Source organism: Candidatus Wallbacteria bacterium, assembly GCA_028687545.1.
Taxonomy (GTDB): Bacteria; Muiribacteriota; JAQTZZ01; order JAQTZZ01; family JAQTZZ01; genus JAQTZZ01.
On the sequence record JAQTZZ010000039.1, the window covers coordinates 1 to 13690 of the forward strand.

At 44.8% G+C, this 13690-nt stretch carries 14 protein-coding genes; 9 read left to right on the forward strand and 5 right to left on the reverse strand.

Features of this window, described 5'->3' with window-relative positions; genetic code table 11:
• Window positions 1-558 (reverse strand): hypothetical protein (locus PHW04_13840; protein ID MDD2716967.1); only part of this gene is annotated, 558 nt, incomplete at its 3' end.
• A 10-nt stretch (window positions 559-568) separates the two neighbouring features.
• The gene (locus PHW04_13845; GenBank protein ID MDD2716968.1) at window positions 569-1333 is read right to left on the reverse strand and encodes a hypothetical protein; all 765 of its coding nucleotides are present in this window, start codon (window positions 1331-1333) and stop codon (window positions 569-571) included.
• A 97-nt stretch (window positions 1334-1430) separates the two neighbouring features.
• Here PHW04_13845 and PHW04_13850 point away from each other — a divergent pair, with 97 nt between their 5' ends.
• Window positions 1431-2537, forward strand: a complete 1107-nt coding sequence (locus PHW04_13850; GenBank protein ID MDD2716969.1) for a LysM peptidoglycan-binding domain-containing protein — start codon at window positions 1431-1433, stop codon at window positions 2535-2537.
• Here PHW04_13850 and PHW04_13855 read toward each other — a convergent pair.
• Window positions 2525-3130 carry a hypothetical protein gene (locus PHW04_13855; GenBank protein MDD2716970.1) on the reverse strand — a complete coding sequence of 202 codons (606 nt, stop codon included), beginning with the start codon at window positions 3128-3130 and terminating at the stop codon, window positions 2525-2527. The two genes, PHW04_13850 and PHW04_13855, sit on opposite strands and share 13 nt — an antisense overlap.
• A gap of 240 nt (window positions 3131-3370) precedes the next feature.
• On the opposite strand from PHW04_13855, the gene PHW04_13860 reads away from it, so the two are divergent.
• The 7 genes from PHW04_13860 to PHW04_13890 all read left to right on the forward strand — a co-directional run bounded on the left by PHW04_13860 (window position 3371) and on the right by PHW04_13890 (window position 10411).
• Window positions 3371-3532 (forward strand): Trm112 family protein, encoded by a 162-nt coding sequence (locus PHW04_13860; protein MDD2716971.1) that lies wholly within the window; start codon window positions 3371-3373, stop codon window positions 3530-3532.
• A 20-nt stretch (window positions 3533-3552) separates the two neighbouring features.
• Window positions 3553-5469 carry a diguanylate cyclase gene (locus PHW04_13865; protein MDD2716972.1) on the forward strand — a complete coding sequence of 639 codons (1917 nt, stop codon included), beginning with the start codon at window positions 3553-3555 and terminating at the stop codon, window positions 5467-5469.
• On the forward strand, window positions 5457-6776 hold the full coding sequence (locus PHW04_13870; GenBank protein ID MDD2716973.1) for a sugar transferase: 1320 nt from the start codon (window positions 5457-5459) through the stop codon (window positions 6774-6776). The genes PHW04_13865 and PHW04_13870 overlap by 13 nt, the downstream gene beginning before the upstream one ends.
• Before the next feature lie 160 nt (window positions 6777-6936).
• Entirely contained in the window at window positions 6937-8523 is a 1587-nt protein-coding gene (locus PHW04_13875; GenBank protein ID MDD2716974.1) for an O-antigen ligase family protein, read from the forward strand.
• 39 nt (window positions 8524-8562) lie between these two features.
• On the forward strand, window positions 8563-8736 hold the full coding sequence (locus PHW04_13880) for a hypothetical protein (GenBank protein ID MDD2716975.1): 174 nt from the start codon (window positions 8563-8565) through the stop codon (window positions 8734-8736).
• Window positions 8737-8744: 8 nt separating this feature from the next.
• A complete protein-coding gene (locus tag PHW04_13885) occupies window positions 8745-9281 on the forward strand; it encodes a hypothetical protein (protein ID MDD2716976.1) in 537 nt (178 codons plus the stop codon).
• Window positions 9278-10411: a leucine-rich repeat domain-containing protein gene (locus tag PHW04_13890; protein MDD2716977.1), complete on the forward strand. Its 1134-nt coding sequence runs from the start codon at window positions 9278-9280 to the stop codon at window positions 10409-10411. Before PHW04_13885 ends, PHW04_13890 begins: the two co-directional genes overlap by 4 nt.
• A 10-nt stretch (window positions 10412-10421) precedes the next feature.
• Here the strand turns inward: PHW04_13890 and PHW04_13895 are convergent, their stop codons facing one another.
• Window positions 10422-12143, reverse strand: coding sequence for a GGDEF domain-containing phosphodiesterase (locus tag PHW04_13895; protein MDD2716978.1), 1722 nt, complete (start codon window positions 12141-12143; stop codon window positions 10422-10424).
• A 264-nt stretch (window positions 12144-12407) separates the two neighbouring features.
• Here PHW04_13895 and PHW04_13900 point away from each other — a divergent pair, with 264 nt between their 5' ends.
• A complete protein-coding gene (locus PHW04_13900) occupies window positions 12408-12965 on the forward strand; it encodes a hypothetical protein (GenBank protein ID MDD2716979.1) in 558 nt (185 codons plus the stop codon).
• On the opposite strand, the gene PHW04_13905 is transcribed toward PHW04_13900, so the two are convergent.
• Window positions 12966-13553 carry a hypothetical protein gene (locus PHW04_13905; GenBank protein ID MDD2716980.1) on the reverse strand — a complete coding sequence of 196 codons (588 nt, stop codon included), beginning with the start codon at window positions 13551-13553 and terminating at the stop codon, window positions 12966-12968. It lies immediately after the preceding gene.
• Between the last annotated feature and the right edge of the window lie 137 nt (window positions 13554-13690).

Genomic DNA, 13690 nt, shown 5'->3' on the forward strand with positions numbered 1-13690 from the left:
AGCCAGCCTGTCGGAGTCGAAGTCGCTGTCATTGTTCCTGGTAGTGCCTGCCTGCAGGCCGATGAAGCTCTGATACCGCCTGTTCAGCGGGTAGCTTGCCTTGTAGTCGAAGAGATTGGCTTTCGCGGTGCTGTTGATGGACGAAACCCAGGTACTGCATGAATATTTATCCTGCTCGTAAACCTGTGCTCCGGAGATTTCCATGAAACGGTGGAACTTCCAGGTGAAGCTGGACAGGATCTGGTCGATATCGGCGGTTTCCGGAGTTCCAAGGCTGGTGCTGATTGCAGGATCTTCGAGCCTGGCCCAGGAATCATAAGTGACTCCGATTCTGAAACCATGATGCTCAGGAATTCTGGCGGTGGGAATCGTGATCAGGCCTGAAAGACCAGTGTCAGTTCCTCCGATGAACATTGGATCAGGCTTGAATTTTTCCGGCTGGACCAGTTTTCCATTGAATCCGGAATTGATCAGGATTTTCCCCTGTTTGTCCAGCATGCTGTCAGCGGCATGACAGGAAACAATCAGGAGGAAAAAAATGAAAATCGTCAATTTCATGCAGGGAAACCTAAAAGCTTTCAGCGTAATACTCGCTGTTTTCCAAGTCGAACAGGGAAAACTTGCCGTCCTTCATTGAGCCAGGATTGATCACCCAGGTATTGTGAACAAAATCGATTCCCTGCCTGGAATTTGCGCTTCCAGACAGCAGAAGGAATGGTGAAAATTCCACAATCAGATCATTAATCGATTTGCATCCTGTATGCTGCTCGCTTCTGTCCAGGTCCAGATTTGAGAAAGGCGGAGTGTTCAGGATGAATACTTTGGGATACATGGAGTATTTAAATTTTCTGAATTTATACCTCAGCATGGAGAAAGGATAATAAACCGCAAAATGTTCTTCACTTACAAACCCTTCGTTTTCCACGATTTTACCGCCATATCCCAGGAACATGTAATTGTCCCAGTCGATCTTGTCCTGATGGAGATACAGCAGATTCGGCTGGAAATTTTTCAGGATATCCTGCAGATATTGAAGCGGGGCATCAGAATCCCCAGGCACGATCAGCCCTGGAACACCGGTCAGGGAAAGGGTTTTGAAAAACTGGAAAAAAATGTTTTTCCCCCGCTCAATCTCTTCTTTGATGGTTGGGAGGTTGCGGCGTGCCCTGCGCCCTTCCCTGATGGCAGTCTCCCATTCCTGGAACATGATTCCTGGAACCAGGATATTACCGCAGAAAATCAGAAGGTCAGGTCTGGTTTTTTTGATGCTCTTTGACAATTTGTCGAGCTGTCCGAGGGAACATTGAAAATCACTGGCAATATAAAGTCTCATAAGTTATTTAAAATATCGTTAGAAAGATTGACAAAGTTTAATTACAAAGCTAAAATTTTCTAAAATACAGATAATTACGGTAAAGAGAGGGAAAAACTTGAAGCAGCTGATTCTTTTTTTTATGGTGAGTGGTCTTTTGTTGCATGTTTTTGCTGAGGACCTCACATATCGGATCCAGACAGGGGATACACTCAGCGGGCTCTCCCTGAAATACACCGGCACAGTGAACAATTACAAGGCAATTGCTGAATACAACAAGATTTCCAACCCTGACAAGATCATAGCAGGCAAGGAGATCCTGATCCCCGGAGATATTCTTAATGAGGAAATCGCTGCCACAGAAGATAATACAACCGAAAAAATGAATCCATCCACTAATCAGGCTCTGGCAGGTAAAGACCAGAAAACCAATCCTTTGTCAGAAGAAAAACTCGATTCACTTTCTTCTGAAATCATGAATAAAATCGAAAAGATGCGGGATGAGCGTAAAAAGCACTATCAGATGAGGGAAAGTATCGGCATGGTGAAAGCAGGGGAAGCGATCCGGGTGGAAGAGGACAAGCCTGTAACTTTGGAAGTTTCTGCCGGAAGGGATCTGGAAACGATTGAAAAAGACCGGAATTCAAGTGATTATATTATCAAACTCAATTCCAGTGAAGTCTTCACAGACGAAGCCAAACCGGCAAATCATCAAGATCGTCATAACTGGGTGCTTGGCGGGAGATATAACATCCAGCATCATCCGTCCGGTGATTCCATTGTTGACCTGAAACGCACTGGTTTTGCCGAAGCCAGCCTGCGTTACAGGACACATGGTGAAAACTGGCTGGGAGTGCAGGGTGGGGAATGGCATCAGAGCAATTCAGCTGATCAGAAGCTGGAATATGACAGGATCGGGCTGGTATACAGGTATTTCTTTGACAGGGATGTTAAATCCGACTCTGCCTGGTTCGCTGAAGCAGGGCTTTCATATTATTATACATATTACTGGTTCTGGACAGGTGGAGTTTACAATAAAGTGACCGACAATTCTACAGGTTTTGACCTGGGAGTCGGCTATGAAAAGAATTTAAACCGGGATTTGTCATATGAATTGTTTATCAAAGGCCAGGTTGCACAGGCCAGGTTCACAGAATTAAATCCTGAACTTTCTGAGAGCCTGAACGACATCTATACTGGGATAGGACTTAATTATAATTTCTGAACCAGGATTTCCTGGAAGATTTTAGCTACTTCTTTGTATTTAGGGGAATCAATTTCCACCACTTTGAGATAATAAGTCAGGGCTTCAGAATAGCGCTGCAGCTTAAGACGGTAGATTTCAGCAATTTCCATCAGGATTTCATCCTCATTCTCAGGATGTGTCGTCAATTTTTTCTGAAGCTCAGCCACCCGCAGCTCGAATTGGCTGTTCATTTCTTCCTGATTCAGGATTTCATCCGGATTGGAAAAAACCAGTAACTGAATTTTCCCTTTTTGATACAAGAATAGAATTTTTTCCAGCTTAATGGTAAGTTCTGGTAAATATGAAGGAAGATCCGGCAGACTGCCTGTCTGGTCAAGGAGAGTGATGAATTTCTTGATGAATTTACTGGAAAAAAATTCCGATTCCTTCAATTCTTTGACCAGGAGCAGATAAAACACTACTTTTTCATTGTAGGAGTTGCCGCTCTGATGATGTCCGATGTGCTGATTAAGGTCATATTCCTCGCACCAGAAAATTATGGTGCGTTTTTTCAGTTTCAAACCAGTGACCAGGTCGTCAATTCTGATGATTTTAGGTTTTTCCAGGCTCATTGCTGCATTGTATCATACAGCAGATCAAATGTAAACTCGGCCTGAGTCCTATCTTCAGAACTTGCCTGAAGTCAACATGTAAAATGTAGAAAACCTGAAGCGAAATCTGCCCGGATTTCCTGTTTTCCAAGCTGATTAGTGGTTTAAACCACTGATAGAGGGCAGCGGCTTTAGAGGCTCATTGCATATTTTATCATGTTCAGGTAGCATATCCTGAATCAAACTCTATTTGAGGTGTATATGCTGGATGAACTTCTGGAAATTTTGGCCTGCCCAGTGTGCAAGAAGGAAATCATTTACGACGCAGAAAATAATTTTATAATTTGCGAACTGTGCCGCAAAAAATACCCGGTAAAAAATGAGATCCCCATCATGCTGGCTGATGAAGCTATGGATTTTTGAGATCCGGAGGAACAGTCTGAATGCCAAGCCGCAAACTTAAAATCAAGCGTGAGATCAAAGAAGTTCATCTGCGTCTTTTCCGCTCCTGCCTGAAAAAATATGGCCTGACAATGTCTGAAAAGGCTGTCAAATCAAGCCTGATACTGGAAGACGCCTGTGGGAAGTCTTTTTATTTCATTTACGACGACAAGCACTATGACCTGGATTTTCTCGAACTTGCGGTTGAGTTCCTTTTCGATAAATGTGACGGACTGACCGGTCTTCTGAAACGTGAACCATTCCTGGAAGAGTTTACAGTGATGCTTCATTCGATGGCTGAGGATGAATATCATACATTGATGCTGCTTGATCTGGATTTCTTCAAAAAAATCAACGATTCATACGGACATCTCGCAGGCGACAAGGTGCTTTCCGGATTTGCGCAGCTCCTGGAGCGTGAAACTTCAGGCAAATGCATTTGCGGCCGCTTTGGCGGGGAAGAGTTCATGGTCTTTCTTGTGCACAGGGAAAAGCGTGAAGCCTGGTCTCTGCTCGAGCGGCTTCGCGAGAAAGCTCTTGGATTGGACTATGGAATCGGGACCAGTGTAAATTTCAGCGCTGGATTGATCACCCGTTGCGGCAGCAACAGTCCTGAGGACGAGTTCAATTTTCTGCTTGAAAAGTCCGACATTTCCCTGTACCAGGCTAAAAAGATGGGGAGAGGGCGGTCAGTTTCCTTCGATGAAGTGCTGGATTGCGGGGGTGCGATTTTATACAGGCTGCCTAATCATGAAGCAATCATCAGTTTCGGACGCAAACACGGACTTGTAATGGGTGAAAAATTTTTTGTGATCGATCGCAGGATGAATGGCAGAGAGCTGATTCCAGGTACAAACGGGGACTTCCTTCCCAGGCGGGTCAAAGGTGAGATCTTTGTGCCTCACGACCCGACTGTGCTTCAGAATGAGACCAGCCTGGTGAACATTCTGTACGAATTGAAAGACTGGCCGGTTTCAGAAGGAGACGTTCTGGAAAAAGCAGAGGGCTCAACTGTGGAAATCCAGGGCGAGATTGTTTCCTATCGCTCACTTGTGAAATACGACCTGGACTGGTTGAATCAAGAGGTCAGGAAACCTGAATTCCGGAAAAACACCCTGATCCTGCTCCTGATTGAGGATGCCGGAATCTGCATCAATAAATTCGGATATGATGTTTATCAGCGCCAGATCAGCGCTTTGCGGGATTTCTGGGGAAATCAGTTCGGAGGGAGCTCTCTGATCCTGAAACTTGGCGAACTTTGCTTTTTCGGGCCTGTTGGTGAAAATCAGCTCGCTTTGTTTGAAAAAAAAGTGGCACTTATTCAGTCTGAACGGATAGTAGGCATCATTTTTTCTGAGCCGTCCCACGATTTTTACGAGGAAGCGAAGAAAATACTGCCATATCTTTCGAAACACAAGCTGTACCGCTGGGACGACAACCTCTTTGTGGAGATAGGACTTGAAACCCTCAGGAAAGATCCTGAGAAAGGACTTATCTTTCTTAAAAACGCCGGGAATCTCCCTCTGATCGACAAGGGCAAGCTGAATGTAAATCTTTTTGCTGCATACAAGCTTACGCGAGACTGGAAAATGGCATTGGAAACCTTTTATAAAATACCTGACTCAGAACTCAATCATATCCTATGGGGTATGGCCGGAGAGATTTATTTTTTTGCAGGTGATCCTGAGAGGGCTGAAAACTGCTATCAGACCAGCCTGAAATTGAAACCTGATTATGAGAATTCCCTGAACAATCTTGCACAACTGTATATTACCTCATTTTTCAACGATCGGGTGAGGCTTGAGCTGGCATTGCAGCTAGTGAATTCCGCGCTGATTTCCAAGCCGGACCAGCCAAATTTTCTGGATACGCTCAGGCAGCTCAACCTGTTGCTGGAGAATAAAAAATGTACAGACTGATCCTGGCGATTGACCTCCTGCTGATAAACCTTTCACTGATCGGATCTTTTTATTTCAGATTCGGAAATTTTCCCAGGGAAAACTTCATTTCTTACCTCCACATCTGGCCATTCATCACTATCCTGTATCTGTTAATTTTTGTGGCGCATAATCTTTACGAAGAGGAAGACCCTCTGTCCAACCTGGAAATTGTGTTCCATGTAAGCTCCAGCGCTATGATCGGGTTCGTCCTGATCAACTCCCTGGCATTCTTTGCCAGAGAATTCGCATTTCCACGCACTGTGATTGTGCTGTCTTTTTTCATCAATATTCTGCTGATCACCCTGAATCATTTCATCTGGAAGCAGATCAGGGTGCTGAAACCTGAACGGCTGGTACTGGTAGGGAACAAAAAGGAACTTGACATTGTGGAAAACGACATCAGAAAATATTCCAGATATTACGAAGTGGCTGCCTGCCTCTATCATGAATCAGAGAAAGGTGGATTGGCACTTGAACCAGAAAGCTGGCACAAAATCGTAGAAATGGTCATGCAAAAACAGGTGGACCAGGTGATCATCAATGCTGAGGACTTCGGCAAGGTGGACATGATCGAGAAAGTGGATTATCTGCTGGAAAAAGGAATCAGGGTAAGAGTGATTCCTGGATTATATGAGATTTTTCTGGGCGGTATGAAAGTCAAGGAACTTGCCGGCATCCCATGCTGGGAAATGAACTATCTGCCTCCAACCTGGGTGATGCTCATCAAGCGCTTCCTGGATCTGCTGGTCTCTGCCTTGACTTTGACTGTTTGCACGCCGTTCTTTCCGCTGGTCTGTCTGTTGATCAAACTTGATTCTAAAGGTCCTGTATTTTATTCCCAGGAGAGAGTCGGATACTGCGGAATAAAATTCAGGATTATGAAATTCAGGTCAATGATTTCTGATGCTGAGAGTCTATGCGGACCAGTGCTGGCATGCGAAAAAGATCCACGCATCACAAGGATAGGCCGGATACTGAGAAAATACAGGATCGATGAAATTCCTCAGCTCCTGAATGTGCTGAAAGGCGAAATGAGCCTGATCGGACCCAGGCCTGAACGGGAATTTTTCATCAACAGTTTTTCTCAGGAACACCCTTATTTCAATAAAAGGTTGAGAGTTAAACCTGGTTTGACAGGGCTGGCCCAGATTCTCGGAAGATACGAGACAGATCCAAACAATAAATTAAAATACGATCTTCTGTATATTCAGAATCTCAGCCTTTTTCTTGATTTCCAGCTGATTCTGATGACTGTCAGAGTTGTGCTGAGGGGTAAAGGTGCCTGAGGTCTCCAGGAGATCTTTTTTTCTTTATGGCTTCAGCCTGATTTTCATTCTGACAAGTTTTGTTTTTCTGAATCAGACATTTTATCCATACATGTTTGTCAAGGAATGGCTGTTAAGATTTTCTCTGTTTAGTTTAAGCATAGTCTATATATCATTGCATATGTTAAACAAAAAGAAAGTAGAATTCTTTACAACCAATTTCACATTAACCATGTTCACTCTGATCCTATGGTCATTAATTTTAAAAATCTGTCATTTCGAAATTCTGATGGTGAATTTCTCACTTTTGATTAATCTAAGCCTGCTCTGGTTGTTTTTTTCCCTGTTCCAGGATGAAACAGTCAAACTGGAAAACCAGATTTTTATCTTCAGGCTGGTGGAAATCTGCGGAATAGCCATAGGATTGATAGCTTTGGCTCAGCTGTTTGATTTGTTCCACAATCTACAACCTGGGCGGGAAAAACTGCTGACAACACTCGGTAATGTTGATTTTACGGCTGCCTACCTGGGTTTTTCAGTTATCTGCTCCCTGATCCTGGTACTGAAAAAAACCAATCCTTTGTCAATCTTGAATCTGCTTAACATTCCGCTGATTTTTTATTGTCGCAGCAGAATTGTTTTTTTTGCCTTGATCCCAGCTCTGCTGATCCCTCTGTTCTACAGCAGGAAATATTTAAAAATCGGTCTTGTTTTTCTGGCTGTCTGCTTTTTCATGATCTGCTGCAATCAAAATTTCCGAAGCAGATATTATCAGGATGTTAAGAAAGTGTTTACAGGAGATGAAGAAAGATTTTTCATCTGGAAAGTCAGCCTTGAGATGCTGAAAGCAAATCCAATGGGTGTAGGGACAGGGAATTATGCATACTATTTCCCTTATTTTCAGAAAGTTTATTTTCAGAAAACAGCTGAGAAAGACTGGCCACAATACAGGCTGAATTTCTTTGCAGAAGAAGCACATAATGAGTATCTACAATTTATATGTGAAACAGGAATCCCCGGATTTTTTTTACTGATAATTTTTTTTATTTCTGTAATCAAACACTGGATTGAATCAGATTTATCCAAGCTTGGAAATCAGCTGGTTGTCTGCTGGTCTGCTTTCGGGATTATGCTCTGTTTTTTTGATTTGACAATTCACGTGGTGCCTTTGGGAATTATTGTTTTGCTGACATTTATTATGATGGACACCTGCTATCGGAAGACCATTGTAGATGTAAAACCAATGTCAGCAGTTATCCTGGTAGTGCTTGCAATTATTTTTTACTATAATTCATTCTCTGAAATTTTCTCTGAATTTTATCTTTATAAAGGTGTGAGTTCCAGCAATCCAGTCTTGAAAGTATTTTTTCTGGAAAAAGCTGTCAGCCTGGCTCCCAGAAATCCAAGAGCATTATTTGAAATGGGCAACTGCTGTATGGAGCAAGGCGAGTATCAGAAAAGCGCGGACTGGTTATTGAAAACTGCGGCGATTTCCAATATGCCTGCAGTTTTCAGCAATCTGGGAGGTGCTTTAACAATGATGGGAATGCTTGAGGAAGGAGAAAAGCAGATCAGGCTCGCTCTGGAGATGGACCCTCACAACTTTGCATATCAATATAAACTGGCGTATAATTATTTTGTTCAAAAAAAGATGAGTGAAGCTCAGACATTGTTGAATCGAATTGTAGGTGAAGAGACTGAACCGCAGCTCAAAATGCGGGCAGTGCGGTTATTAAACAGTATAAATTCTTCAATAATCGGAAAATAAGAGGCAGAAAGACAAAATTCCAAATAAGGAGGTATATTAATGGAAAGTTTTGAAGGGCATCTGCTGGCAATCGCAGGAGCGATTATCATGGGGATCATGCTGGGACAGCTTGGCAACAAATTCGGAGGAGCACTGGTCGGACTGGTGATGGTCGTGATCGGAGCCGTAATCGGAGGATATTTCGGACATATCCTTGATCAGAGAAGGAAATAGGCAAGATAATGGATGAAGTCCTCAGGGCCAAACGGATCGAACTTACCGACAGCCAGGGAAAGCCGAGAATTGTGTTGAGTGTCGATTCGCATGACCGTCCGGTCTGCGAGATCAGGGATAAACTGCAGGAAGTGCGGTTCAAGATCGCCCTGGGTGTGGGAGATCTTCCGGAGATTTCCATGTCAGGCCGGAAATACCCTGAATCAGGCGTTACAGTCGGTTTTGACTCGAACGAACAACCCTGTTTGAAGATACAGGGGAAGGATAAGACTTCGTACATCAGACTTCATTTCGAGGAAGTGAATCCCAGGCTCACCTTCGAAGGGAACAAGGGCGAGTCCTGCATCTGGCTCAGAATTGATAAAGACGGAAAAACCAAGCTTTCCATGACTTCTGAAGAGGATTTCTGGGAGATCCCGACCTCAATCAATGCAGAAGTTGAGGCGCATAAAAAATCCGATAAAGACAAAAAAGAATCCCTGGATAAAGATCAGAAGAAGACAAGTAACCCTTTTTTCAGCGTACCTGATCGTAAAGAACGGTGAAAAGGTTCGGTTCTGTTGTTTTTTTCGTGATGGTTTCCGTTGCGCTCGGCGCTGAACTGACTTTTCCGGACCAGAATCTCGAAAAAGCGATTCTGGAAATTACCGGGCTCACCAAGCCTCCGGCTGACAGCCGGGCTTTCCAGTACATCACTGAACTTGATCTGTCCAATCGGGGAATCGAGAGCATCTCAGGGATCGAAGCCTTTTCGCACCTGAAAGTGCTGAATCTCAGTTTCAACAAAATCAAAGACATCAAGCCGCTCTGGAAATTCTACGGCCTCGAAAAACTCAATTTATACAGCAACGAAATCAACAATATCGAGGCGATCGGAAGAATGAAAGCGCTCAGGGAACTGAATCTGGGCAGGAACAGGCTGGACTGGATGTGGCCGTTCAGCGAACTTCGCAATCTTGAGAAACTGAACCTCGAGTTCAATTTCATCAGCTATCTGGTACCTCTGGTGGAGCTCAGAAAGCTCAGGGAGCTCGACATCTCAGACAATAAAATCGACTGCATCTATTCGCTGGTGAATATGGTGAAAATGGAACGGCTGGACATTTCAGACAACCTGATTTCAAATATCAGCTATCTCTCGGACATGAAAAATCTGGTTTTATTAGAAATGAGCGGCAATCAGATCACTGACATCGCACCTCTTTCCGGAATGAGAGACTTGCGCAGCCTGCAGATCTCACATAACCGGATTTCCGACATTTCCCCGCTTTCAGAACTGATCAACCTGTTGGAACTGAATTTATCTTTCAATGAAATTTCGGATCTCAAACCTCTGAAGAAGCTTGTCTTCCTGACAAACCTCAATCTGCAGAAAAACAGGCTGGATGACTTTTCCATACTGGGCAGGTTGAAAAGCCTGTCACAGCTGAATCTCAGTGCTGACGGCATAGTGGACGTTTCTCCACTTGGAAGCCTCGACAAGCTCAAATATCTGTTTCTCAGCGAGAACAGGATTACTGATCTCACACCATTGAAAAAACTGGGTAACCTTAAAATACTTGACATCTCGCTCAATTCATTGAATGACGAGCAGGTGGGGGTTATCTCCAAGACCATGCCGGGCTTGAACCTGATCAATCATGCATCTCGAAAAGATTCCGGAATGGAGTGGTGATTCTTATTTCTTACTTCAGTTCACGCCTGATTTTTTTAAGTAAATTGTCTTTTAAAAGGTCCTCAATCTTGACCGGTTTTGAAAACAGATAGCCCTGGCCCAGGTCCACCCCGATCGCCCTGATCACGGAAAGATCCACCCTGTTGTCGATGAATTCTCCGATTGTCTTCAGGTTCAGAGTCCGCGCCATGCCGGCGATGGCACGCACTATAGTCAGGTTTTCCGCAGACTTCTGGATTCCCTTGGTGAGGGAACCGTCGATCTTGATCACTGAGACGGCCCCGCTGTTTGAGAGGTCAGCCACTGTCTTGAATGAAGAATAACCGGTTCCGAAATCGTCGATCCCGAAGTGGAATCCGTATTTATCATGAATGAACTTCACGATGTCCGCGTTTTCCAGCAGGGACTGCTCTGTGAGTTCGATGGTAAGCTCCAGTCCGGAGCGGGAAAGCTCCCTGACTGTATGATCCAGGATTTTCCGGAATTGTTTGGATTTCAGCGAATTTGGACCAATGTTGATAAAGATGCGGGGGCAGATCTTCGCGATCTGGTCTGCGTAGCTGATGATTTTTTTGAAAACAAGAGAGTCGAGCTTCAGGATCTGGTCCAATTCGTAGATCAGGTCAATAAAGATATTCGCAGGCAGATAACTGCCTGTTTTTCCGATCCGCACCAGGGCTTCCAGATCAAAGATTTCTCCAGTGTTGAGATCAACGATCGGCTGGAAGAAGAGCTCGATCTTGTTTTCAGATAAGGCTTTCTGGACTTCGTCGAAGCAGAGGCTCTTTTCATGGAATTCATGCAGCAGTTCGTCCTGCTGGGCAGACATGCCGAGATAATATTTTTTTTCCGAGGATTTCTTGGCCTGGGATTTGGAGAATGAGAGGAGCTTGAGCACTTCGTCCACATGGTAATCTTTGGTATCACTGATCTCCAGAGTGCCGAGCGAGATCCTGGTTCTGATATGCTCGTCCACGAAAGTCAGGGTCCTGTCAGCGAGACGCTTGAGGACTGCCTTTTCGATCTTCCTGACTTCGGAGCGCTTTTTTGTGCTGTGCAGAACAACGAACTCATCGCCTGCGGCCCGGGAAAAGATGCTTTCCCCGCCTGACTCCCGCAGCACGTCAAAAATTGCCTCTTCCAGGGACTTGATCATCAGGTCGCCGGCCACCATGCCGTAAAATTTGTTGATGAATGAGAGTCCGCGCAGATCCATGATGCTCAGGAATCTGACTTTTTTTTCTCTGAGGTGATTGCTGAGTTTTTTGATGAAGTGATCTTTACCTACCAGATAATTAAGCTTCGCATAGAAAACTTCCCTCAGGTCGTCGGCATTGAGAATGCCGTGGCTGATCATTTCGTCGATGATCCGGCTGACCTTGATATGCATTTCCACGATCAGCCGCTTCTCTTTAAGGTAGGAACAGCTTACCAGGAAATAGTTTTCCCCTTCCCTGGATTTGTGCACATGGATCGCCGAATATTGATCCAGCTGACTGTCCTGCATGATTTTCTTGGGGCAGGGGTATTCCATATTTTTCCAGCAGGGTGAGTCCAGACCGTGGATCACCTGCCAGCATTTCTTCTTTTTCCCCGGATTCCCATATTCCAGCACTGCCTCGTCGTTGAGAAACAGGACATTGTCATCCAGATCGATCACCAGCGCAGGTTCCCTGATTTCGCCGATGCCGATGATTTCAGGGGCCAGTGGTCCGTAACATTTGTTTTTCATGATAATCCCGCTGAGCAAAAGTCTCGTGGTGCAGGATTCCGCCAAAAGGTCGATTGGTAAAAACAAATGTAACGGTCCACTGGGACATCGAATTTAGCGGTTTTCATGATGCTGAAATTATAAAACAGATGACAGCCGGATGCAATGGCAGCATAAGTCAGTGGATTTGCGCACATCCGGATTCGGGGCTATATGATTCGTAAGGGCGACTTCGTGCTTGCGAACGGCCGTTAGCCCCTACATGCCTTTTAACAGGAGACAACCATGAAATTACCCTTGATCTTGCTGCTGTTCTGCTTCTGCCTTGACTGTATAGCCACTACCAGATATGAAGCTGTGCTGACCCTGAAAAAACTCCAGGAACGCACCAGGGACGGTCTCCGCTATCAGGAATTCGTGGAACTATGGAAAGACACTGACTGCAGGGTAGGGGGTTATCTGGACAGGATGGAAGAAGGCAGGGAAGACCGGACCACACTTTCCATGCAGCGGGTGATGAATCATTACGGTTTCGCGAAAATGGTCTGGGATTATAAATTCGCAGGACCTGAATTCAAGGATTTCATAGTTGCCGAAAGCGCATTAGGCTGCAAAATCCTGGAAAAATACCCTGAGATCAAAAAAGAGACCTCAGCCGGTGAAGTGATTGACTGGATTCCCAATACCCGCGTGGCAGGCATCAGGATCGAAGCTGCAGTAGGCGTGATTTTCATGAAGGCATCCATGGAACTGTCTGAATTATTCAGGATGATGCATGGCGAGCACGACGAATCCGAGTTTGTTCATCAGACCACCGGCTACCCGAAGGATAGAGGGAGATGACTATTCGATTCTTCCGTGCTGTTCGTCGGGGAAAGGCAGGGCTTTCTTGGTATCCAGGTCATCCTTGAAGTAGAAGTCGCGGTAGCTGCCTTTCTTGTTCCAGATCTTGGTTCTGTACCACTGGCTGTAATTTTTGACCTTTTTCCTGGATTCCTTGATGATGTTGTTTACATCCAGATATTCATAGTAAAAATAGTTCAGCATGATTTCCAGCTTGCGTTCCACCCGCTCAGTCATTTCATCCGGCGGCACCATTCCGAAGGTAGCCATGCTCCAGAGCCTGCCTGAGGGATTTCTGAGCTCCAGATACAGCCTGAAATAATCCCGTTCGAAATCTTTGACTGTAAAAGTGGAAAATTCGAGATATATCTCATTAGTGGCCCTGTCATTGAGATGGATGAATCCATCCTCTTCCAGATAACAGCCGATCAGTTCGTAAAACCTGTGGTCAGTGAGATCGTAGCTGTCCGTCACCAGGCTGGAACTGAAATGCAGCTCGCGGATGCCCTTGAAACTGATGAAATAGTCGGTGTCAAAGGCGAATACGGCGGTAGCCATCAAAGTCAGGAAAACAAGTAGTAATTTCATATCAAGATTCTACAACATCTTGTTGATTAGCACCACTTCGGACTCTTTTTCAAGCTTTTCCAGCAGTTTTTCACTTACTTCATGATCGAGAACTTGAATTCGAGATAGTACACTTGCCTACTTTGTTTCACTTTTTC